Consider the following 22058-nt stretch of genomic DNA (forward strand, 5'->3'; position numbering starts at 1 on the left):
CCCCGAACCGCGCACGATGGCTCGCCCCGAACCGCGCACGATGGCTCGCCCCGAACCGCGCACGATGGCTCGCCCCGAACCGCGCACGATGGCTCGCCCCGGACCGCGCACGATGGCTCGCCCCGAACCGCGCAGGACGGCTCGCCCCGAACCGCGCACGATGGCTCGCCCCGGACCGCGCACGATGGCTCGCCCCGGACCGCGCAGGATGGCTCGCGGCGTGGACCCTCCGCGCGGCTCCCGCCGGGCCTTCCACGCGGCTCCCGCCCGGGCCGGCTCCGCCGAGGGGCGGAACAGCCTCAGAGGTCGAGTCCGAACGCCCGCAGGTCGAGGAACCGACCCGGCTCCACCTCGACGGAGTGCTCCCGCTCGGTCAGCCGCCGGAAGCCGAGCTTGAGGTACAGCGCGTGGGCGCCGAGCATCTCGGGCCCGCTGTTCATCACCACGCGGTGCGCGCCGCGGCCGCGCGCGACGGCGACGACGTGACGGGTCAGGGCCTCACCGACGCCGCGACCCCGGGCGGCGGGGGAGACGGCGAGCTGACGGAAGTCCACCTCGCCCTCCCGCGCGAGTTCCGACAGCCTTTCGCCGGGTCGGGGCACCCACACGGATCCCACGATGTCTCCGTCGGCCTCGACAGCGACCCACACCTCACCCTGGGCGACGCGGCTCGCCACGTCGGCCAAGGACGCGAGGTAGGCATCGCTCAGTCCTTCGTAGCTGTGCCGATAGGCGTCGGCCGTCGCGCGTCCCACCACGGCGTACTCCTCCGGCGCGATGAGGCGGATGGTCAGCGAGGGGGTGACGGCAGTGGTCATGGCATCCATTCTGCGTAACGGGAGAGTGGCCCGGCCTCGAAAGACCGGGCCACGCGAGAGGGTCAGGACTTCGGGAGTCCCGGCGGGTTGATGCGCGAGGTGTCGACGCCCTCGGAGGTGAGGTTCCACACCTTCAGCACCTCGGCGTATTTGCCGTCCTCGATCAGAGCGTTCAGCACGATGCCGACCGGCTCGATGAGACCGTTGCCCTTCTTCGTGGCCGCCGCGATGTCGGCCTGCAGCGGCCATCCACCGGGGATGATCCCCACGAGCTTGGTCTCTCCGGTCTCCTTCGCCGCCCACGCCGCGGTGGCGTTGGGGCCGAAGGTCGCGTCGACGCGGCCCGACTGCAGCGCGAGGGTCGCCGCGGCGTTGTCGTCGTAGTACTGCAGCTCGGCCGGGGCCTTGCCCGCGGCGGCGAGCTCGTCGTTCCAGCTCAGCAGCACCTTCTCCTGGTTGGTGCCGGAGCCCACGACCACCTTGAGACCCGAGATGTCGTCCGCCTTCTCGATCGTGGAGATCGCGCTGTCGGAGCGCACGGAGAAGCCCAGCAGGTCCTGCCGGTAACTGGCGAAGTCGTACAGCTCCTTGCGCTCCTCGGTGACGGTGACGTTCGAGGTGATCAGGTCGTACTTGCCCGACTGGATGCCGAGGGGCCAGTCCGCCCACGCGACCACGACCGGGTTGTACTCGAGGCCGAGGCCCTCCGCGATGAGCGAACCGAAGTTGGGCTCGGTGCCCGCGGGCAGGGTCTCACCGTCCGGCACATAGCTGAGCGGCGGCACGAAGGCGCCCACCGCGACGGTCAGCTTGCCGGGCTCGATGGGGGTGAAGCCGCTGTCCTTCAACGCCTGGACGGCCTCGGGGACGGCGTCGGTGTGGACCCAGTCGATCGCGCCCGCGGAGGCGGATGCCGCGGGTTCGGGGGCTGCGACCGCCTCGGCCGGACGGTTGAGGCCGATCGCGGTGCCGATACCGGCGACGGCGACGATCGCGGCGGCGATGACGCCGATCGCGACTCCTTGTTTCTTGCTGAGGGCCATGCTGTGTCTCCTTGCGGGTGTGCGGGTGTGCGGGTGTGCGGGTGTGCGGGTGTGCGGGTATACGGGTGGTTCGGGGGAGCGGTGGCTGAGCCTGTCGAAGCCACCGCGGGCGCGCACGGGCCGGCCCCTTCGACGGGCTCAGGAACCTCGGGCAGCGGCGATCGCCTCAGCCGAGCACCTTCGCGAGGAACTCCCGCGTGCGCGGGTGCTGCGGACGGCCGAGTACCTCGTCGGGCGTGCCCTGCTCGACGACGCGACCCTGGTCGAGGAACACCACGCAGTCGGCGACCTCGCGGGCGAAGCCGATCTCGTGCGTGACGATCACGAGGGTCGTGCCGAGCTTCGCCAAATCCCGGATGACGTCGAGCACCTCGCCGACGAGCTCGGGGTCGAGCGCGCTGGTCGGCTCGTCGAAGAGGAGCACCTGAGGCTTCAACGCCAACGCCCGGGCGATCGCGACCCGCTGTTGCTGACCCCCCGAGAGTTGCCGGGGGTACGCGTCGGCCTTCTCGCTCAGCCCCACGCGATCCAGCAGCCCGAGGGCGAGCTCTCGGGCGTCGTCCTTGCCCAGCCGCTTCAGAGCCAGGGGCGCCTCGGTGATGTTCTCGAGCGCGGTGAGGTGGGGGAAGAGGTGGAAGTTCTGAAACACGATCCCCACCCGTGTCCGCCGCCGCAGGATCTCGCGCTCGTGCAGCTCGTGCAGCTTGCCGTGGCGCAACTCGTAGCCGATGAACTCGCCGTCGACCGTGACCGAGCCGGCATCCACGCGCTCGAGGTGGTTGATGGTGCGCAGGAGCGTCGACTTGCCGGAACCGCTCGGCCCGAGCAGGGCCACGACCTCGCCGGGCTCGACGGTCAGGTCGATGCCCTTCAGCACCTCGACGCCGTGGAACGCCTTGTGCACGTTGTGGATCTCGACGAGTCCGCGCGTCGCGGTGGGGGCGGTCATGCTCGGCCGCCCTTCGACGTCAGGTCGTGCTCGACGGCATCGGCTGTGCTCGCCCCGTCGGTCGGCGAGGGCGCCGGGCCTGTGGCATCCGTCCCTCCCGGCGGTGCCGGAGTGTCATCCAGGCGCGCCCACTGCACGCTCACCCACCGTCGCGCCCGCTGCACCGGCGTCGGGGGCAGTGCCCGCGCGGCACCCCGGGCGTAATACCGCTCGATGTAGTACTGCGCGACGCTCAGGATCGTCGTAATGAGGGTGTACCAGACGACCGCCACCAGCAGCAGCGGGATGACGCGGCTGTTGCGGTTGTAGACGACCTGCACCGCGTAGAACAGCTCGGGGATCGCGATCACGAAGACCACCGATGCGCCCTTCACCAGGCCGATCACCTCGTTCGTGGCGTTGGGCACGATCGACCGCATGGCCTGGGGGAGGATGATGCGGAACAGACGACGGGATGCCGGGATGCCCAGCGCCGCCGCCGCCTCATGCTGACCGGGGTCGACCGAGACGAGACCGCCGCGGATGATCTCGGCCGAGTACGCCGCCTGGTGCAGGCCGAGACCCAGGATCGCCGCGGCGAAGGCGCTGACCAGCTGGACGGTGGGGAACTCCACGATCCAGAAGTCGGTCGTGAACGGCGTCCCGAGGCCCAGGGTCGGGTAGAGGTATCCGAGGTTGTACCAGACGATGATCTGCACGACGAGGGGCACCGACCGGAAGAACCAGATGTACCCCCACGCCGCGGCGTTGAGCAGCGGCGACGCCGACAGGCGGCCGAGCGCGAGGACCGTACCGAGGGTGAAGCCGACGACCGTCGAGATGGCGGTGAGCGAGAGCGTGTAGCCGATGCCGATGAGCACGGGTTCCGAGAAGAAGTACTGCGCGAAGGTGTCCCACATGTAGCGGTCGTTCGTGACGAGGCTCCACGCGAACTGGGCGACGACGAACAGCAGCAGGGCGCTGAAGATCCAGCGCCACCAGTGGCGGGTGGGGACGACGGCGACCGTGCTGAGATCGACCTTGCCGGCGGCGCGGTCGGACGGCGGGCCGGCGTGCGGGGAGGCCTGTGCGGCGGTGGTCCCGGCGGTCGGGCGGTCGGCGGGGGCCGGCGCGGTGGTGGTCATGGCGTGCTCCTCGAGCGGCGGATCGGCGGCGGACGCCGGCGGGTGACGAAACGCTATGTCGGGGTTCCGCCGCCCGCGATTCCCCGTTTCACACGTCGCAACGCCCCGCCATGCACCGCAATCGGCCGCCATGCGGCGTCACATCCTGGCCGCCGCGGCGGTTTCGCGCTACGCGCGTCTGCGGGCGCGACACAACGCAGGAGATCTGCCACCGGCGAGGCCTCGTGCGGGGTCAGGACGGGGGTCCCGGTGCGGAGTTCCTGCGTTGTGTCCGGCAGGGGCCGAGCCCACCGCGGCGGGCCCGCCTGCACAGGAGGTTGTTGAGCCTGTCGACGGGTCTGTGATCGGGGAATGCCGCAGCCCGTCGACGGGATCGCCTGCACGGGAGGTCCCTGAGCCCGTCGAAGGGACCGGGGCCAGGGAGGTCCTCGGGCGCGTCACGGGGCCGGGACCAGGGAAGTTTTCGTGCCCGTCGACAGTGCCGGGACCAGCCCTCAGGCCTCTCGCAGCACCCGCTCCGTCACCCGCGTGCCGAAATGCAGTGCCTCGACGGGCACGCACTCGTCGGCCGCGTGGAACTGCCCGAACACGTCGAAGTCCGCCGGAACGCGCAGCGGCACGAACCCGTAGCCCCGGATGCCGAGGCGCGCCAGGTGCTTGTTGTCGGTGCTGGCCGGCAGCAGGTACGGCACGACCGTGCCGTCGGGGTCCTCGGCACTCACGGCATCCTGGAGCACTCCCACGAGCCGTCCGTCGGCGGGGGCCTCGATGGCGGGAATGTCGCGCGCCCAGGTGATCTCGATGTCGTCGCCGACGACGGCGGCCAGCTGCTCCCGCACCGCCTCGGCCTGCCCCGGCACGACGCGCACGTCGAGCGTCGCGCTCGCCGAAGCCGGGATGACGTTGGCCTTGCCCCCGGCGGCCAGCACCGTGGGCGAGGCGGTGTTGCGGCTGCCCGCGTTGATGAGGGATGCCGCGAACCCCAGGTCGTCGACATCGCCGCCCGCCCGCGCGTACACGTCGACGAAGCGCTGGAGCGTGGCGGTGCGCGCGACCGGGAAGCGGTGCTCGCCCACGGCCGCAACGGCCCGGGCGAGACGGACGACGGCGTTGTCGGCGGTGGGGCGTGAGCCGTGCGCCGCGCGACCGCGCGCCGTGAGGGTGGCGGTGGTCACGCCCTTCTCGGCGGTGGCGACGAGGTAGGCGCGGCGGTCCCCGGGCAGGGGGATCGAGAACCCGCCGACTTCGCTGATGGCCTCCGTCGCCCCGGCGAAGAGTTCCGGGCGGTGCTCGACGAGCCACCGTGCGCCCCAGACACCTCCGGCCTCCTCGTCGGCGAAGAAGGCGAAGATCAGGTCGCGACGGGGCACGACGCCGTCGCGTCGGAAAGTGCGGGCGATCGCGAGCAGCATGCCGGCGAAGTCCTTCATATCCACCGCGCCGCGGCCGTACAGGATGCCGTCGTGGATATCCGCGCCGAAGGGCGGGTACGTCCAGTCCTCGGCGGTGACCGGCACGACGTCGAGGTGGGCGTGGGCGACGAGGGCTCCGGCATCCGGATCCGACCCGGCCAGACGCGCGATCACACTCGCGCGTCCCGGCCTGGGCTCGACCAGGACGGTGTCGTAGCCGACCTCGTGGAGGTGCTCCTGCACGTATCGCGCGGCGCGCGTCTCGCCGTCGCCGATGGTCGCCGCCTCGCCCGTATTGACGCTGTCGATGCGGATCAGGGCGCGGATGTGCTCCAGCGCCTCGACCTCGAGCGGGCCTGGGTCGGGGGCCCCGGCGTCGGTCGCGAGCGGCGTGACGTCGGTCACGGAATCAGTGCTCGTGCGGGCGGGCGTCGTCGGCGAGCTTGAAGGCGAGGCGTCCGTGCGCGTAGCCGCCACCCGCGCGGATGGCGGTCGCGACCCACGCGGCCTCGGCGAGCTCGGCCTCGGTCGCGCCCGCTTTGACGGCGTTCTGCGAGTGACCGTCGATGCAGTACACGCACTGCGTGGTGATCCCGACGGCCAGAGCGATGAGCTCGCGGTACTTCAGCGGGATCGCCCGCCCCTCGGGAGCGAACACGGCCTGGTCGAACGCGGCGAATGCGGCGAGGATGTCGGGCGTCTCGGCCTTGTAGACCTTCGTGTAGGTCTTGTCGGCGGTGCGGTCGAAGTAGTCGGACATGGTGCCTCCCGAAGGCGTCGCGGGGTCTGAGGGTGGGCTCCCACGGTGCCACGGGTCGGGTTGGCCGACGCCGTGCGCGCGTCACGCGGGGTCACACGTTCCGCGCCCGTCCGCGCGGCATCCGATGCGTCATCCGGCGTGACGTCCGGGGCGACCCATGTCCCGCTCTTCGCGGACCATGTCCCCCCTCTGGCGGCCCACGCACCCCTCAGCCGGCCGAGGGGGCGCAGCTCACACCGCGCGTCAGCTCAGGACGCTCGCCCCGAGCTCGACCGGACTTCCCTCGATGTTGCCGACGATGCCCCGGATCACCCCGGTGCCGTCTTCGCGGCGCAGACCGTCGTACCAGGCCTGGGTCGCCGCGAGGTCGAAGGCGTGCGTCTCGTGCGCGCGCTTGCGGGCGCGCAGCACCAGATCGCCCGCCCGCTCCGTCCGGATGCGTTCGTAGCGCCGGAGGGAGTCCTCGACGCCGAGGGTCGAGGTGGCGAAGACGATGCCGAGGGCGAAGCTGTCCTCCAGGGCCGAGCAGGCGCCCTGGCCGATGTCGGGGGCGGTGTTGTGCGCGGCGTCGCCGAGGATCGCCACGCGCCCGCGCGCCCAGGTGTCGAAGGGGTCGATGTCCCAGATCTCCACGCGGTTGAGTGAGGCGTCGGGATCGACGCCGTCCAGCAGCGCCCGCACGCCCGGAGCGCCCCACGATCCGAAGGCGTGCTCGAGCGCCGTCATGCGGTCCTCCACCACGCCCGAGGGGCCCGGCACGTCGACGAAGAAGTAGAAGCGGTCGCCCGCGACGGGCATCACGGCGCACCGCTTGCCGTCGCCGACGTAGGTGGTCCACTGGTCCAGCGGTCCGATGCGCTCGTCGGCGGCGACGAGGCCGTTGTAGTTGACGTAGCCCGAGTAGGTGCGCTCGGGACGGATGCCGGTGGGCTCGGTGACGTAGTCGCGCACGAGCGATCGTGCCCCGTCGGCGCCGATGAGCAGGTCGGCGGTGTCGGTGGAGCCGTCGGCGAACGTGGCGGTGACCGTCGTTCCGTCGTCGGAGACGGCGACGAGCTGCATCCCGAGGCGGATGTTCGCCGGGCCCACGGCATCCATCATCAGCTGCTGCAGGTCCGCGCGGGCGACGGGGTAGGGCCTCTGGCCGGTCTGTTCGGTGACGGGGGCGAGGCTGAAGCGGCAGAGCTCGTCACCGGTGTGGCCGTCGTAATAGGCCATGTCGTCCATGCGGCCCCCGAGGGCGGCAACCTGCGGGCCGAGGCCGAGCCAGTTCAGGACCTTGACGCCGTTCGACCACAGCGACAGGGCGGCCCCGACCGGTCGGTTCTCGCGCATGCGGTCGTACACGACCACCTCGTGTCCGAGTTTCTGCAGGGCGAGGGCGGCCGAGGTTCCGCCGACGCCGGCTCCGATGACGATGACCTTCATGACGCTCCTCAGCTGCCGCGGTAGGTCGAGTAGGCGAACGGGCTCAGCAGCAGCGGCACGTGCAGGTGCGCCTCACCGTCGACGGTGAAGGCGACGGTCACGACGGGGTGGAACGAGATCACGTCGTTCGCGCGGAAGTAGGCGCCGGTGGCGAAGGTCAGGGCGTAGTCGCCGTCGTCGAGGCGGTCGGGACCGAGGCTGAGGCGACCGTCGGCGTCGGTGGTGGCGGCGTCGATCTCCGCGCCGTCGAGATGGGTCAGCGCCACGGCGACGCCGACCGCGGGCGTGCCCGTCGTGGCATCCAGGATGTGAGTGGTGAGGTGCGTCATTCGGTGCCCTCCGGGGCGTCGGTGGTGCGGGGGCTCATTCCGCGGCCTCCGGTTCGGCGGGGGCATCGTCGGCGAAGGCGGCGCCGAGGCGCAGAAGAGCGATCTCGGCAAGCTGGCGGGTGGCCTCGATGGTCTCCGCGGCGGGGTCGTTGCCGAGGCGTCGCTTGAGCTCGGCGCGCATCTCGCTCGGCGCGCGTCCGGCGGCGCGGATGAGGAACACCCGACCGAATCGCTCCTCGTACGCGGCATTGCCGGCGGCGATCGCGGCGATGTCATCGTCGTCGGCGGATGCCATCGAGCCCTGCTCGACACGGGATGCCGCGGCCTCGGCGCCGTCGCCCGCGACCTTCCCCCCGATGCGGGGGTGGGCGTGGAGGGCGGCCTCGAGGTCCTGCGGCGACCACGTCGAGGCGAGGGTGCCCGCATACGAGGCGAGAGCGCCGACGTTCGGGTAGGGCCGACCCGCCACGACGGCGTCGACCCATCCGGGGACGTCGGCCCAGACACGGACCACCGCTGCGGCATCCGCGTCGTCGAGGGCGTGGAACTCCTGCAGGTGCATGCGGTCAGGCTAAGCGTGCCGCGTTACGGGGCTGTGGCGGGATGTGTCGGCGATGTTGCTGTGGGGAACATTTCGGGAGGCCGTCGCCGATCCCGCGGCGAGCGCCGTCATACGCAGACAACGCGGTGTTCATGTCTAGAGAACGTCCCGAGCGTCTGCGCGGCGCATCGGATGGATAGCTTCCCCGTGGCCCTCACCCGGACGGCCGCCGCCTCGCCCGAGAGGCGTTGCCTCGAGAGGACTCCTCCCCCCATGTCTGCTGTTGTCCCCCGACGGGCGGTCGGCGTCCTCGCCGCCGTCACCGCCGCCCTCCTCGCCGTCGCGCTGGGGTCGTCCGCGCAGGCAGCGGAGCGCCCCGCCGCGGTCGACGCCCTCTTCGACGGCGTCGGCGCTCCCAGCCTCATGTTCGTCGAGAGCGTGAACGCGCCCGGGAAGGCCCTCCAGGTCGCCGACACGAACGCTCAGGTGTCATCGGCACCGGGCGCGACCGAGCGCGCCGCCGCCGCCATCGAAGCGATGAAGACGGGGGATGCCACGCTGCTCGCCGCGCAAGCGCTGCGCTTCTACCCCGTCACGGGCGCGGAGAACACCTTCGTCATCACCGACCAGCAGGGCCACGCCCTGGTCCGCTCACGCAACGACCAATCGAGCTTCCGTTACCTGCGGCTCGCCGACGTCGCTGACGTCGTGACGGACCCGTACGCGCAGTGGGAGGCCCGCGACGCCGGAAACGGCAGCGTCAACCTCGTGAACGTGCAGCGTGACCCCTCCCAACAGGAGGCGGCCCTCGATCTGTACAACTGGAAGACCGCGGACGGCTCCGAGGTGCAGACGTACACCCTCAGCGCGGCCGCGGCCGTGCAGAAGTGGCGGATGCACCCGCTCACCCCGACGGTGGCGGTGCCCGCTGCCGCCGTTCCCGTGGGCCAGGAGCCGCCGATGCCGGCGAAGCTCGTCGCCCGCTACGGCTGGGGCACGTCGTTCCCGCTCACCTCGGTCTCCTGGCGCACGCCCGATCGCTCGGTGTGGAATGCCGTCGGAGACGTCGACGTGCCCGGTTCGGCGAAGGGGTTCTTCGGTGAGACCGTCGCGGTGACGGCGCACTTCTTCGTCGGGTCGTCCGCCCTGGTGGACGACGCCGCGTTCACGTCGTACGCGGGTGTCACGGCGAAGGAGGTCCGGATGCTCGCGCCGCGAACGGTGGTGCGCACGGTCGGTGGTTCCGGCGCCACGGTGACCACGCCGGTGACGTGGGACTTCTCGGGCATCACGGATGCCAGCTTCGCCCAGGCCGGAACGATCACGCTGCCGGCGGCGCCGGGGACCGGCTTCGAGGCGCGCCTGGTCATCACCGTCGTCGCTCCCGAGCGCGTCAACCACCTGCGCCAGAGCGGCGTGCACCCCGATTACACCTTCAAGGACGCCACCGCTTTCGCGCTCACGGACGGCAACCGCAACGCCACCGGGTTCGCGGACTGGCGCAGCGGCGGCGCCACCAACCGCGTCAATCCGAACCGGGTCTCGTTCGCCTTCGATCAGCCGCGACAGATCTCCGGCGTGAACGTGTACGACATCGGGGGCAAGCAGAACATCGGCAGCGTCACGGTGCAGTACCGCACGCTTCTGGGCGGCTGGAAGAACCTGCCGACGAGCTCCGGCTGGCCCGTGACCAACACGTCGGCGAACCTCTCGCTCGAGGCGTCTTCGACCCCGGTGCTGGCCACCGGCGTGCGCGTGATCATCAAGAACAAGTCGTCCAACACCTGGATGTCGCTGTCGGAGATCGAGGCCTACGGGCCCCGCACACCGGCATCCTGACCCGTCCGCCCTCACGAACGCTGATGAGAAGAGAGATGTCCCTCCACTCCCCGCGCGCCCGACGCGCACGCCCCCTGCTCGCCGCGGTGACGACGCTGGCCCTGTCGGCCCTCGTCCTCGGCAACGCCTCGGCGGCCGTCGCCGTCGGCGACCCCGCACCTGCCTCGGCGCCCGCCGCCGCCGCATCCGCCGAACCTACCCCGGCCGCCGACAGGTCCAGCTTCCTGCTCCCGGTGATCCCCGACACCCAGTTCTACTCCCGCTACAGCGCCTCGCAGTTCTACCCGCAGTACGGCACGAATCCCTTCGAGGTGCAGACGCAGTGGATCGTCGACCACGAGAAGGAACTGAACATCCCGTTCGCGATGCAGCTCGGCGACGTCGTCGACCAGCAGTGGGTGAACGACCAGTGGACCGCGGCGACCAAGTCGATGCGCATCCTCGAAGACGGCGGCGTGCCCTACTCGATCCTGCCCGGCAACCACGACGTGAAGGACCAGGGGGTGCGCTCGTCGGAGGCGAACTCGGCGAGCTATCTGGCCAACTTCGGCGCCTCGACGCTCCAGCGCGAGGCGGGTCAGACCCTGCTCGGAACGTTCCAGAACGGGTTCTCGTCGGCGTACCGGTTCTCGGCGGAGGGGCACGACTGGATCGTGCTCGCCCTGGGCTGGAACGCCTCCGACGACACCTTCGCGTGGGCCCAGGGCATCCTCGACGCGCACCCCGGTGTGCCCGTGATCCTGTCGTCGCACGCGATCATCGGCATCGATCAGGATCAGGTCTCGCCCGCCGGGTGGTGGTACGGAGACCTGCTGTGGGAGAAGCTGATCCGCCGCAACGACCAGATCGTGCTCACCCTCAACGGCCACTTCCACGGCGCGACCCAGCGCACGCTGACCAACGACTTCGGTCACCCGGTCTACCAGGTCCTCAGCGACTACCAGATGTCGGCGGACGGCGGGAACGGCATCATGTCGCTCTTCGAGTTCGACCTGACGAACAATCGCATCGACGTCGAAACCATCTCGCCGTGGGTGCCCAAGAAGCATCCGGATGCCATCACGTCCACCGACACTCCGGTGCTCGACGGCACCTGGCAGAAGTTCACGCTGCCCCTCGATTTCGGTGCGCGCTTCGGGTGGGCGGCTCCGGATGCCGCACACGCGGACAACGGCGACCTCTCGGCCCGGGCCACGCAGATCGTGTCGCAGGGGTGGACCGGTCAGGGGGCGCAGCAGCACCTCGCGCCTGCCGGCGACGCCACCGACTACGTGCGCGTGGACGGCACTCTCGCGCACTGGCGTTTCGGCGGCGTCGCCGAGGGCGAGGTGACGGCTTCGACCGAGATCCCCGACATCGCGGGGGCGAGTCCGATGTACCGCAATCCGGTCGACGACACCGACGAGCCCGACACCGGCGACGACGTCACCATCACTCACACCAACGTCCCGGTCTACTCGGCGGACAAGGGCGCGGTGTGCTTCAGCGACGTCCACCGCAACCCGTCGGCTCGCGACAACCTCGCCTACCTCACGACGGAGTACGGAGCACCGGCCACCGTCGCGCACCTGGATGCCTCCACGGGCTACACCCTCGAGACGTTCCTGCAGATGGACAGCGCCTGGACCGAGGCCGCGAACCGGTGGGGAGCGGCGATCACACGCGGCGGTGCGCGGCAGTGGATGGGGATCAACGACCCGTCCGACGCCGGTGCGGGAGCGGCGTGGCTCGGCATCTCCAATCTGCGGGAGTACCAGTTCTCGGCGGCGGACACGCGCACGAAGAACTCGTACACGCTGTGGTCGGGGGAGATCATGCCGGGCTCGTGGCACCACGTCGCCATCGTGAACGACCCCGCCGCCAGCACGGTCATCATGTACGTCGACGGCGTGCCGGTGCTGCGCAACGCCTCGCAGGTGGGCGGCATGATGGCCGCCGACTTCATGCCCTGGGTCATCGGCACCTCCACCTGGAACACCGAGCCCGACCACGGCTGGTTCGGATGCGTCGGTGAGACCCGCCTCGTCGACCACGCGCTCGCGCCCCAACAGTTCCTTTACCAGCGTCGGAGCATCGACGCCGAGGGGGCGGGCTTCGCCCTGACCACCGACGTCGACGCCGTGGGACCCACCCAGGTCGCCGTGTCGTCGTTCGAGGGGACGGGCGTCGTCGGCGCCGCCGTGCGGGTCATCGAGAACGGGCGGACCCTCGGTCAGACCCGGGTCGACGACGCGGGACGCTGGCATGTCGTGCTCGACACCCCCGTCGCCGGGGCCGGAGCGCACGCGGTGAGCTTCGTGCAGTCCATCGGCAGCCGGGAGGGCACGCCGATCGCGGCCACGGTGACCATCACGGCCGCCGCCGCCACCGTCACCGACCCGTCCGACCAGCGTGTGCTGGTCGGGACGACCGCGGCGCTCGCCGTCACGGTGGGGGGCTCACCCGCCCCGACGGTCACCTGGCAGTCCTCGTCCGACGGATCGACGTGGACACCGATCGCCGGCGCCACCTCGTCGACGTTGACCATCGCGGATGCCACGCTCGCACTCGACGGTCTCGCGTACCGGGCCGTTGCCTCCAACGGCGTCGGTCCTGACGCTGTGTCCCGCGCGGCGACCCTCACCGTGGTGGACGCGACACCGCGAGAGCCGGGACCGGGTGACGGCGGCCGCGTGGACATCGCGGACCCCGTGAACGGGGAGGGCGTCGTGACCCTCCCCGCGGGGTCGGGCCACGCGAGTCAGGTGCTGCAGGTGTGGGCGTGGTCCACGCCCACCGACCTCGGGCGCGTGACGACGGATCCCACCGGTCTGGCCTCCGTCGACATCTCCGCGCTTCCGCCGGGGGACCACACGGTGGCGCTGACGCTTCCCGGGGATCCGGGCGTCATCGCGTGGGGGAGCTTCACCGTCCCGGTGCACCCGGTTTCGGTGACGGACACCGCGGAGCTGTCGACCACCGTGACCGCGAGTGACCTGTGGTCGCTCGACGCGCAGAAGTCGTCGGTCGACTTCGGTGCGGTTCCCCGCGGGACGACCGCCACGGCCCGGCTGGGTCGGGTCACCGTCGTCGACGATCGCAGCGCGCTCACCGGGTGGACGCTGACGGCGTCGACCTCGGCGTTCAGCGACGGCGTGAACACGGTGCCGCCGAGCGTGCTGGCGATCCGACCCGCCGCGTTCGAGGGATACGAGCCGATCGCGGGCCTGACCGTGGGGTCCGACGGAGGCACGATCGCCTCCAGCGCGGCCGGGGTGTCCACCGGGATCGGCGGCGCGCGCTTCGACGCCGGGCTGGACTTCACCGCGCCGAAGGACGCGCCCGTCGGCGTCTATCGCTCGACGCTGACGCTCACGCTCGTCGCCAAGTAGCGCACGCGGAGCCCCCGTCGACTTCCGGGTCGGCGGGGGCTCCGTCGTGGTCGCGCGTCCCGCGGCTCGTCCCCCGGGTCTTGCCGCCGCGGGGTTTGGGGCGTGGTGTGTGCAGTGGGGCGTGCTGCGGCCGCCCCGGTGCACATTTCGCGCCCCGGACGAGGTCGCGCGGCACGTCCGCGCCGCCGCGTGCACGTGCGCCGGGGTGTCTGCCATTGCGGCTTGCCGCTGCGGGTTCGGGGCGTGGTGTGTGCGGTGGGGCGTGCGGCGGCCGCCCCGGTGCACATTTCGCGCCCCGGACGAGGTCGCACGGCACGTCCGCGCCGCCCGCCACGCCCGGGCGGTGCACATTTCAGGCCCCGGATGAGCTGCCCCGCCGCATCCGGGCCCCGGACAGCGGGATCCGCCCGACCGGCCAATCCCGCCCCGAACCGGACCGGCCGGACGCTGCGAAAGCGCGAGCGTCAGGCGTGCACGATCAGCCAGTGCGCCACGGCATCCGCGTCGCCGGTGTTGTGCAGCCGGTGGGGGACCGAGCAGGGGTAGCTGATGGCATCCCCGGCGCGGAGGATCACGCGCTCCGCCTCGAAGTCGATGGTGAGCTCGCCCGCCACGACCGTGCCGACCTCGTACCCCTCGTGGTGGAACAGCCCGTCGGCGCCGTGCGCCGAGGCACCGGGCGGGTAGATCGACTCGAAGTAGTCGACGCCGGGGGAGCTGCCCGGGGTGAGGCGGCGGAACGACACCCCGCTGTCGAGCACGATGTCGGGCGACTGCCCGGCCCGCTGCAGGGTGAATCCTGACGGCCCGACGGGTTCGGCGGGGCGATCGGATGCCGGGTCGAAGGCCGCGACGAGGGGCACGCCGAGGGCGTCGGTGATGGCGATGAGCCGCGAGACGCTCGGCTGCATGACGCCCCGCTCGATCTGCGAGACGGCGCTGGGCGAGATGCCGAGCGTCTTCGCGAGCGCCCGTGCGGAGATGCCGCGCGCCTGGCGCAGGTCGCGGATACGCGTGCCGACGGAGGCCGGCGCGTCGGACGTGGCGCCGGCGTCCGCCTCGGCCGCGGCCTCTGTAGCCCTGGCGGCGTTCGCCCTCGTGTCCGAGTCGACGGCGACGGTTTCGGCGGCGGGCGGCTGCGGCATGCCCCGAGTCTAGGGACGTGCCGCGTGTGAAGGACTGACTTCACACGCCTGTTACATGAGCGAAACCAACCGCGCTATGTGAACCCATAACTTCACATCAGAGCTCCACTCCGGCCGCGGACTCCACGTCGTGGCATCCATCGTCCTGAGAGGAATGACGTGACTTCCACCCCCCTGACCGGCCCCCACGACCTGGTGGAGGCCGCCGGCCACCCCCACGGGGGCGGCAATATGAAGCCCCACTACGACGACCGCCTCGCCAACGAGGATCTCGCCCCGCTGCGGAAGCAGAAGTGGTCCAGCTACAACATCTTCGCGTTCTGGATGAGCGATGTGCACTCGGTCGGCGGCTACGTCACCGCGGGTTCGCTCTTCGCCCTCGGACTGCAGTCGTGGCAGGTGCTGGTGGCGCTGATCGTCGGCATCTGCATCGTGCAGCTCTTCGCCAACATGGTCGCAAAGCCGAGCCAGAAGACGGGCGTGCCCTACCCCGTGATCAACCGCGTGGTGTTCGGCATCCGGGGCGCGAACATCCCTGCGATCATCCGCGGCCTGATCGCCATCGCCTGGTACGGCGTGCAGACCTTCCTCGCGGCCGAGTCGCTGAACATCGTGTTCCTGAAGTTCATCCCCGGTTCCGCGGCCCTGCTCGACGTCTCGTTCGCGGGGCTGTCGGCTCTCGGCTGGATCTCGTACGCGATCCTGTGGACGGCGCAGTTCCTGCTGTTCTGGAACGGCATGGAGGTGATCCGCCGCTTCATCGACTGGGCGGGACCGGCGGTCTACCTCGTGATGATCGTGCTCGCGATCTACCTCGTGTCGCAGGCCGGCATCCAGAACATCTCGTTCACCCTCTCGACGACGCCGCTCGACTTCTGGGCCTCGATCCCCGTGATGTTCGCGGCATCGCCCTGGTGGTCTCCTACTTCTCCGGCCCGATGCTGAACTTCGGTGACTTCGCGCGCTACGGCAAGAGCTTTACCGCGGTGAAGAAGGGCAACTTCTGGGGTCTGCCGATCAACTTCCTCTTCTTCTCGCTGTTGACCGTCATCACCGCGTCGGCGACCGTGCCGGTGTTCGGCTCGCTCATCACCGACCCCATTGCGACGGTCGAGCGCATCGACACCCCCTTCGCGATCCTCCTCGGCGGCCTGACCTTCGTCACCGCCACGGTGGGCATCAACATCGTCGCCAACTTCATCTCTCCCGCGTTCGACTTCTCCAACGTCGCCCCGAAGAAGATCTCGTGGCGCGCGGGCGGCATGATCGCCGCCGTCGGTTCGACCTTCCTCATGCCGTGGAACTGGTACTCGAACGCCGACGCCATCCATTACTCGCTCGGCGTGCTGGGCGCGCTGATCGGCCCGCTGTTCGGCATCCTGATCGCCGGGTACTACATCGCCGCCCGCCAGCGCGTGAAGGTCGACGCGATGTTCACGATGGATGCCGAGGGTCCGTATTGGTACCGCAACGGCTTCAACCCGAACGCGGTCAAGGCCGTCATCGCCGCGGGTGTTCCGACGGTCGCGATCGCGATCTTCCCGAAGCTGTTCGCCGATCTGGGTCTGTTCGACGTCGCCGCGATCAGCGACTACAGCTGGTTCATCGGCTGCGGGCTCGGCTACGTGCTGTTCCTGCTCTTCGAGCGGCTGGACCCCCGCATCCCGACGTTCGAGGGCGAGACGGAGGGGATCTCCGACGGCACCGTCGAGACGGTCGGAGCACCCGAGGAGCGTGTCGTCCCGGTGCTCGCGCAGTCCGCTCCGGATGCCACGGACGCGGCGCACGTGTCGGGCTCGGTGCTCGCGCAGACGACTCCGGATGCCACGTCATCGGCCCCGAGCGCACGGCCCGCGCCGAGCACCGGAACCGCCCGCGAGGCGCTCGCGTGAGGGTCCTGCTGATCAACCCCAACACCTCCCGGGCGATGACGGAGAAGATCGCCGAGGCCGCTCGGGAGGTGGCGGGACCCGACGTCCTCATCGAGGCCGTGTGCCCCGCCGACGGCGCCGACGCGATCGAGAGCCACACCGATGAGATCGCCGCGGCCGCCGCCGTGGTCGAGCTGATCACCGCCGACCGCGCCGGCGCCGACCCCGCCGACGCCTACGTGATCGCCTGCTTCGGCGATCCGGGTCTCGACGCGGCGCGGGAGTTAGTCGAAGCCCCGGTGGTCGGCATCGCCGAGGCGGCGATGCACCTGGCCGCCGTGTCGGGCCGGCACTTCGGCGTCGTGACGACGCTCAGCCGCACGTTGGGTCGCGCCCACGACCTGGTGTCGCGGTACGGCATGGAGCGCGCGTGCGTGTCGCTCGCGGCGACCGGCATCCCGGTGCTCGACCTCGAGGACACGGGTTCTCCCGCCGTGGAGACGATCGCGCGCGTCAGTGCCGAGGCCGCCGCGAGCGGCGCCGACGTGATCGTGCTCGGCTGCGCCGGCATGGCAGACCTGTGCACCGAGCTGACGGCACGCGTCGGGGTGCCGGTCGTCGACGGCGTCGCGGCGGCGGTGGGCGTGGCATCCGGGATGGTGCGCATGGGCCTCGGGACGAGCAAGCGCGACGAGTACGCGCCCCCGCCGCGGGCGCTGGTCGCGGGCGCTTCGGCGGGGCGTGTCTCGGCTGTTCCCGCGGGGGGAGCGTCGGGGTTCGGGGCGCGATCCGACGTTCGGGGCGGGCCGTTCCCGCCCCGAGGCGCGGAATCCGCCCCGGACCGCGAGTCGTCGGCTGCGAGCTCGGCGCCGGACCGCGAGTCGTCGGCTGCGAGCTCGGCGCCGGACCGCGAGTCGCCGGCTCCTCCCCAGGCGGGCGATCTCGCGGTGTTCGCATGAATGTTGATGACGGTTACATTGGCGAAACGCGAGGCGCTTAGCGTGAACGGCATGAGCACACGGATCGCCGCCCGACGGGTCTACCTCGACGGTGCCTTCACCCCCGCCACGGTCGTGATCGACGAAGGCGTCATCACCGCCGTCGACCCCTTCGATGCGACGGCCGGCACGGTGCTGCCCGGCGACGCCGTGCTGCTGCCCGGACTCGTCGACTCGCACGTGCACCTCGACGAACCCGGCCGCACCGAGTGGGAGGGCTTCGCCACCGGCACCGCCGCAGCCGCCGCGGGCGGCATCACGACGGTCGTCGACATGCCGCTGAACAGCTCGCCCGCCACCACGACCCCCGAGGCACTGGATGCCAAGCGCGCGGCGGCCGCGGGCAAGCTCGCCGTCGACGTGGCCTACTGGGGAGGAGCGGTCCCCGAGAACCTCGGATCGCTGCGGACCCTCTCCGACGCCGGGGTCGTGGGCTTCAAGTGCTTCCTCTCGCCGAGCGGCATCGACGAGTTCGGACATCTCGACGCCGCCCAGCTCGAACGGTGCCTCACCGAGTTGGCCGCCTTCGACGGCCTGCTCATCGTGCACGCCGAAGACCCGGGGCATCTGCACGCCGACGGCGCGCTCGGCCCGCGCTATCGCGACTTCGAGGCGAGCCGCCCGCCGCTGAGCGAGCGCGCCGCCATCCGCCGGGTGATCGACGCCGCTCGGCGCACGGGCGCCCGTGCCCATATCGTGCACGTGTCCGACGGCGGGGCCCTCGACGACGTGCGCGCGGCCAAGGCCGAAGGCGTGCGCATCACGGTCGAGACGTGCCCGCACTACCTGACCCTCGACGCCGCCGACGTGCCCGACGGTGCGGGGGCGTTCAAGTGCTGCCCGCCGATCCGCGGTGGCGATAACCGCGATCTCCTGTGGGCGGGCGTCATCGACGGCACGATCGACGCGATCGTCAGCGATCACTCGCCGGCCACCGCCGAGTTGAAGAACAACCCCGACTTCGGCCTCGCGTGGGGCGGGATCGCCGGCCTGCAGACGGGACTCTCGGCCGTCCACACGACAGCACGGGAGCGGGGCCTCGCCTTCGAGAGCCTGCTCCCGCTGTTCACCACCGGCCCCGCCCGCATCGCGGGCCTCGAGGGGCTCGGCGTCATCGAGCCGGGCGCACCGGCCCACCTCGTCGCCTTCGCCCCCGACGAAACGTTCGTGGTGGATGCCGCGACGCTGGAGTACCGCAACCCCGTGACGCCGTGGCACGGCAAGACCCTCACCGGTGTCGTCCGCGAGACGTGGCTGCGCGGTGCCTCGGCCTACCGGCGGGGGGCGCCCGTGACCGAGCGCGAGGGTCGCGAGATCCTCCGCACCCCCGCGGTGGTGGAGGCGTGAGCGCCGCGGGGACGGGAACGCGGAACCCGGGGGGAGGCTTCGACGAGCTCAGCCACCGCGTGTCGGCCGCGCCCGAGGTCCCTGAGCCCGTCGCAGGGACCGGACCCCAGGGGTCGGGGGGAGGCTTCGACGAGCTCAGCCACCGCGTGTCGGTCGCGCCCGAGGTCCCTGAGCCTGTCGAAGGGACCGGACCCCACGGGCCCGTTCCGATCCTCCAGCCCGGCCGCGGGCCGATCCCCGGCGACCACTACCTCCCCGCCACCCCCGACACCGTGCTGTGGGGGCGCCTGCCCTGCGCCACCGACGCCGCCGTGCTCGCGATCTCCTCGGGCGACAGCGTCACCTTCGACACCGTCAGCCACGAGGGCATCCTCGACGACCAGGGCAAAGACCCCGAGGCCTACTTCGCCGCACAGGGGGTACCGCGCGCCGAGGTGCTCGACGATGCGATCGAGATCGCGGCATCCGTTGTTCGAGACCCCTTCGCCGACGGGCCGCACGTGGTCGTCGGACCGGTGCACGTCGTCGGCGCCCACCCGGGTGACCTGCTCAAAGTCACGGTCGAGACGCTCGTTCCGCGCGTGCCGTACGGCGTCATCTCCAACCGGCACGGCAAGGGCGCGCTGGTGGGCGAACTGCCGCGCGGAGAGCACAACGTCAGCGTGTTCGCCGCGGTCGCCGAGCGAGACGGCATCCTGCACGGCACCCTCCCCGTCGTCGAGGGCGGCGAGCCGGTCGTGACCTTCCCCCTCGCGCCGTTCCTGGGGACGATGGGGGTCGCGGTGGCAGGTTCCGAGCGCCCGCACTCCGTGCCGCCGGGGGCGCATGGCGGGAACATCGACATCAACCTCCTCGTCGAGGGCACGACCCTGTTCCTCCCCGTCCAGGTCGAGGGAGCGCTCGCGTACGTCGGCGATCCCCACTTCGCGCAGGGCGACGGCGAGGTGGCGCTCACCGCGCTGGAGGCGTCGCTGCGCGCGACGCTGCGCTTCGAGGTGATCCCCGGGGATGCCGCCCGCGCCGCGTTCGGCGAGGTGACGGGTCCGCTGGTGCGCACCCCCGACTACCTCGTCCCGACCGGGATGGACCCCGACCTCGACGCCGCGATGCGCGCCTGCGTGCGCTCGTCGCTCGCGCTCCTGCACGGCCGATGGGGCATGGACGAGCACCTCGGCTATGCCTACCTGTCCGCGGCGACCGACTTCGACATCTCGCAGGTCGTCGACATCGTCTCGGGCGTGCACGCGCGCATCCGCGAGGCCGACTTCGCGGCGGTACCGTCGGTGGAGCCCGAAGCACTGGCCCCCTCCGCGGGTCCGGTGTCAACGACACCCGGAGGGATTCCGGGAGCGTCCGGGTTTCCTGGACACTCGACGCGGGGGGATGCCGCCCCCCGCCCCGCATCCGAGGACGGTGCCGCATGACCGACATCCCCACCGACCTGCGCGACGCCTTCGACGCGTACGAGCGCGCCATCGTCGCCAACGACCTCGACGCGCTCGACGCGTTCTTCGCTCCCGGACCCGACACGCTGCGCGGCGACACCGCGGGGCTGCTCGTCGGTCACGAGGCGATCAGCGGGTTCCGGTCCCTGCGGGGCGGTGTCCCCCCGCGCGAGATCGCCGAGGTCCACTACCGCCCGCTCGCGTCGGCGACCGACGGTGACAGCACCGACGGCGACGTCGCCCTGCTGATGTCGGTGTCGCAGTTCCGCGGTGGTGGCCGTGGCCTCCAGACGCAGGTCTGGCAGCGGATCGACGGGCGGTGGCTCATCGCCGCCGCGCACGTGACCCCGCGCACCCCCGCGCTCGATCGCACGATCTGGCGCAGCGTCGGCGACCCGTTCCTCCAGGGCGCGTGGGAGGGACCGCTCGAAGGGCTCACGGTCGCGGTGAAAGACCTCTTCGCCATCGCGGGTTTCCGCATCGGCGCGGGAAACCCGACGTTCCTCGAAGAGGCCCGGCCCGAGAAGGCCACGGCTCCGGCCGTCGCCGACCTGCTTCGCGGCGGTGCGTCGCTGCGCGGCATCGCCCGCACCGACGAGTTCGCCTACTCGATCGCCGGCGACAACGCCCACTACGGCACCCCGCCCAACGGCGCCGTCGTCGGTGCGCTCCCGGGAGGCTCCTCCAGCGGACCGGCGTCCGCCGTCGCCCTCGGTCACGCCGACATCGGGCTCGCCACCGACACCGCGGGTTCCATCCGCGTTCCCGCCTCCTACCAGGGGCTGTGGGGCCTGCGGACGACCCACGACCTCGTCCCGCGTCAGGGCATGCTCCCGCTGGCGCAGTCCTTCGACACGATCGGTTGGCTCACCCGCGACGGTGACACCCTTCAGCGTGTCGCCGACTGGTGCCTCAGCTACGACGGCTCCGCGTCGACCGAGAACGTCTACGGCGCCTCCGGCGACGACCTGCCGTGGCGGTTCGTCGTGCCCGAGGAGATCCTCGACTGCGCCGCCGCCCCCACCCGCGAGGCGTTTTCGAGGCTCCTGGCCGCGCTCGCGGCATCCGACGATCCGCCCTCGTTCCGTGCCGTGCACACCGGAGATCTGGATGCCGCCTTCACGGCGTTCCGCACGGTCCAGGGCGCGGAGGCCTGGCGCAACGACGGCGAGTGGATGCGCGCGCACCCCGGGGCCGTGGGCCCGGCGGTCGCCGAGCGCTTCCGTCTCGCCGCACAGATCACCGCTGCCGACGAACGCGCGGCGCGAGACGAACTCGATCCGATCGCGGCGCACCTGGCCGAACTCGTCGACGGTTCCGTGCTGATCTTCCCCACCGTCCCGGGTCCCGCCCCGCAGCGCACCGCCGACATCGACGGTGTCCGGGCCGCCACCCTGCGCATGACCGCGCCCGCCGCCATCGCGGGGCTGCCGGCGATCTCGGTGCCCTTGCTGACGGTGAGCGGAGCCCCCGTCGGCGTCTGCCTGGTGTCGCGCGCGGGCACCGACATCGCCCTCGTGCGTCTCGCCCGTCGCCTCGCCGCCCTCGCCGCACCCGGGGCGGAAGGCGTGAGCCGATGACGCGACCACCCCGCGACACAACGCAGGAGTTCCGGTCCCGGGCCTCCGCCGGCGCCCG

At 71.5% G+C, this 22058-nt stretch carries 18 protein-coding genes; 8 read left to right on the top strand and 10 right to left on the bottom strand.

The window, feature by feature from the left end; genetic code table 11:
- Positions 1–299: 299 nt before the first annotated feature.
- From MT347_RS00125 to uraD, 9 genes are all read right to left on the bottom strand, one after another.
- A complete protein-coding gene (locus MT347_RS00125; RefSeq protein ID WP_243497041.1) occupies positions 300–818 on the bottom strand; it encodes a GNAT family N-acetyltransferase in 519 nt (172 codons plus the stop codon).
- A gap of 62 nt (positions 819–880) precedes the next feature.
- Positions 881–1861: an ABC transporter substrate-binding protein gene (locus MT347_RS00130; RefSeq protein WP_243497042.1), complete on the bottom strand. Its 981-nt coding sequence runs from the start codon at positions 1859–1861 to the stop codon at positions 881–883.
- Between the two features lie 166 nt (positions 1862–2027).
- Positions 2028–2810, bottom strand: coding sequence for an amino acid ABC transporter ATP-binding protein (locus MT347_RS00135; RefSeq protein ID WP_243497043.1), 783 nt, complete (start codon positions 2808–2810; stop codon positions 2028–2030).
- Positions 2807–3934 (bottom strand): amino acid ABC transporter permease, encoded by a 1128-nt coding sequence (locus MT347_RS00140; protein WP_243497044.1) that lies wholly within the window; start codon positions 3932–3934, stop codon positions 2807–2809. Before MT347_RS00140 ends, MT347_RS00135 begins: the two co-directional genes overlap by 4 nt.
- Positions 3935–4428: 494 nt before the next feature.
- Positions 4429–5751, bottom strand: a complete 1323-nt coding sequence (locus MT347_RS00145) for a M20/M25/M40 family metallo-hydrolase (protein WP_243497045.1) — start codon at positions 5749–5751, stop codon at positions 4429–4431.
- A 4-nt stretch (positions 5752–5755) separates the two neighbouring features.
- Entirely contained in the window at positions 5756–6106 is a 351-nt protein-coding gene (locus MT347_RS00150; protein WP_243497046.1) for a carboxymuconolactone decarboxylase family protein, read from the bottom strand.
- 243 nt (positions 6107–6349) lie between these two features.
- Positions 6350–7534, bottom strand: a complete 1185-nt coding sequence (gene hpxO / locus MT347_RS00155) for an FAD-dependent urate hydroxylase HpxO (RefSeq protein ID WP_243497047.1) — start codon at positions 7532–7534, stop codon at positions 6350–6352.
- Positions 7535–7542: 8 nt separating this feature from the next.
- Entirely contained in the window at positions 7543–7863 is a 321-nt protein-coding gene (gene uraH, locus MT347_RS00160; protein ID WP_243497048.1) for a hydroxyisourate hydrolase, read from the bottom strand.
- Between the two features lie 34 nt (positions 7864–7897).
- Positions 7898–8425 (bottom strand): 2-oxo-4-hydroxy-4-carboxy-5-ureidoimidazoline decarboxylase, encoded by a 528-nt coding sequence (gene uraD, locus MT347_RS00165; RefSeq protein ID WP_243497049.1) that lies wholly within the window; start codon positions 8423–8425, stop codon positions 7898–7900.
- A 252-nt stretch (positions 8426–8677) separates the two neighbouring features.
- Here uraD and MT347_RS00170 point away from each other — a divergent pair, with 252 nt between their 5' ends.
- Positions 8678–10243 carry an RICIN domain-containing protein gene (locus MT347_RS00170; RefSeq protein WP_243497050.1) on the top strand — a complete coding sequence of 522 codons (1566 nt, stop codon included), beginning with the start codon at positions 8678–8680 and terminating at the stop codon, positions 10241–10243.
- 35 nt (positions 10244–10278) lie between these two features.
- Entirely contained in the window at positions 10279–13614 is a 3336-nt protein-coding gene (locus MT347_RS00175) for a LamG-like jellyroll fold domain-containing protein (RefSeq protein ID WP_243497051.1), read from the top strand.
- Between the two features lie 464 nt (positions 13615–14078).
- On the opposite strand, the gene MT347_RS00180 is transcribed toward MT347_RS00175, so the two are convergent.
- The gene (locus MT347_RS00180; RefSeq protein WP_243497052.1) at positions 14079–14759 is read right to left on the bottom strand and encodes a helix-turn-helix domain-containing protein; all 681 of its coding nucleotides are present in this window, start codon (positions 14757–14759) and stop codon (positions 14079–14081) included.
- 159 nt (positions 14760–14918) lie between these two features.
- Here MT347_RS00180 and MT347_RS18030 point away from each other — a divergent pair, with 159 nt between their 5' ends.
- The 6 genes from MT347_RS18030 (at position 14919) to MT347_RS00205 (ending at position 22000) form a co-directional block, all read left to right on the top strand.
- Positions 14919–15704: a cytosine permease gene (locus MT347_RS18030; protein WP_308194190.1), complete on the top strand. Its 786-nt coding sequence runs from the start codon at positions 14919–14921 to the stop codon at positions 15702–15704.
- Positions 15674–16651, top strand: coding sequence for a cytosine permease (locus MT347_RS18035; RefSeq protein WP_308194191.1), 978 nt, complete (start codon positions 15674–15676; stop codon positions 16649–16651). Before MT347_RS18030 ends, MT347_RS18035 begins: the two co-directional genes overlap by 31 nt.
- Positions 16648–17589, top strand: a complete 942-nt coding sequence (locus MT347_RS00190) for an aspartate/glutamate racemase family protein (RefSeq protein ID WP_243497053.1) — start codon at positions 16648–16650, stop codon at positions 17587–17589. The genes MT347_RS18035 and MT347_RS00190 overlap by 4 nt, the downstream gene beginning before the upstream one ends.
- Before the next feature lie 51 nt (positions 17590–17640).
- Complete coding sequence (allB, locus tag MT347_RS00195) at positions 17641–18975, top strand: allantoinase AllB (protein WP_243497054.1); 1335 nt, start codon at positions 17641–17643, stop codon at positions 18973–18975.
- Between the two features lie 209 nt (positions 18976–19184).
- Positions 19185–20399, top strand: a complete 1215-nt coding sequence (locus MT347_RS00200; RefSeq protein WP_243497977.1) for an acetamidase/formamidase family protein — start codon at positions 19185–19187, stop codon at positions 20397–20399.
- Entirely contained in the window at positions 20396–22000 is a 1605-nt protein-coding gene (locus MT347_RS00205; RefSeq protein WP_243497055.1) for an AtzH-like domain-containing protein, read from the top strand. The genes MT347_RS00200 and MT347_RS00205 overlap by 4 nt, the downstream gene beginning before the upstream one ends.
- The last annotated feature ends 58 nt before the right edge of the window (positions 22001–22058 follow it).

The sequence above is a fragment of the Microbacterium sp. VKM Ac-2923 genome (assembly GCF_022815605.1).
Taxonomy (GTDB): Bacteria; Actinomycetota; Actinomycetes; order Actinomycetales; family Microbacteriaceae; genus Microbacterium.

What these genes read in the sequence shown, in the direction of transcription:
- MT347_RS00175 (WP_243497051.1), top strand. Translation starts at nt 10,279, where the DNA reads ATGTCCCTCCACTCCCCGCGCGCCCGACGCGCACGCCCCCTGCTCGCC.
- hpxO (WP_243497047.1), bottom strand. Translation starts at nt 7,534, where the DNA reads ATGAAGGTCATCGTCATCGGAGCCGGCGTCGGCGGAACCTCGGCCGCC.
- MT347_RS00205 (WP_243497055.1), top strand. Translation starts at nt 20,396, where the DNA reads ATGACCGACATCCCCACCGACCTGCGCGACGCCTTCGACGCGTACGAG.
- MT347_RS00125 (WP_243497041.1), bottom strand. Translation starts at nt 818, where the DNA reads ATGACCACTGCCGTCACCCCCTCGCTGACCATCCGCCTCATCGCGCCG.
- allB (WP_243497054.1), top strand. Translation starts at nt 17,641, where the DNA reads ATGAGCACACGGATCGCCGCCCGACGGGTCTACCTCGACGGTGCCTTC.
- MT347_RS00150 (WP_243497046.1), bottom strand. Translation starts at nt 6,106, where the DNA reads ATGTCCGACTACTTCGACCGCACCGCCGACAAGACCTACACGAAGGTC.
- MT347_RS00180 (WP_243497052.1), bottom strand. Translation starts at nt 14,759, where the DNA reads ATGCCGCAGCCGCCCGCCGCCGAAACCGTCGCCGTCGACTCGGACACG.
- uraH (WP_243497048.1), bottom strand. Translation starts at nt 7,863, where the DNA reads ATGACGCACCTCACCACTCACATCCTGGATGCCACGACGGGCACGCCC.
- MT347_RS00140 (WP_243497044.1), bottom strand. Translation starts at nt 3,934, where the DNA reads ATGACCACCACCGCGCCGGCCCCCGCCGACCGCCCGACCGCCGGGACC.
- MT347_RS00170 (WP_243497050.1), top strand. Translation starts at nt 8,678, where the DNA reads ATGTCTGCTGTTGTCCCCCGACGGGCGGTCGGCGTCCTCGCCGCCGTC.
- uraD (WP_243497049.1), bottom strand. Translation starts at nt 8,425, where the DNA reads ATGCACCTGCAGGAGTTCCACGCCCTCGACGACGCGGATGCCGCAGCG.
- MT347_RS00135 (WP_243497043.1), bottom strand. Translation starts at nt 2,810, where the DNA reads ATGACCGCCCCCACCGCGACGCGCGGACTCGTCGAGATCCACAACGTG.
- MT347_RS00130 (WP_243497042.1), bottom strand. Translation starts at nt 1,861, where the DNA reads ATGGCCCTCAGCAAGAAACAAGGAGTCGCGATCGGCGTCATCGCCGCC.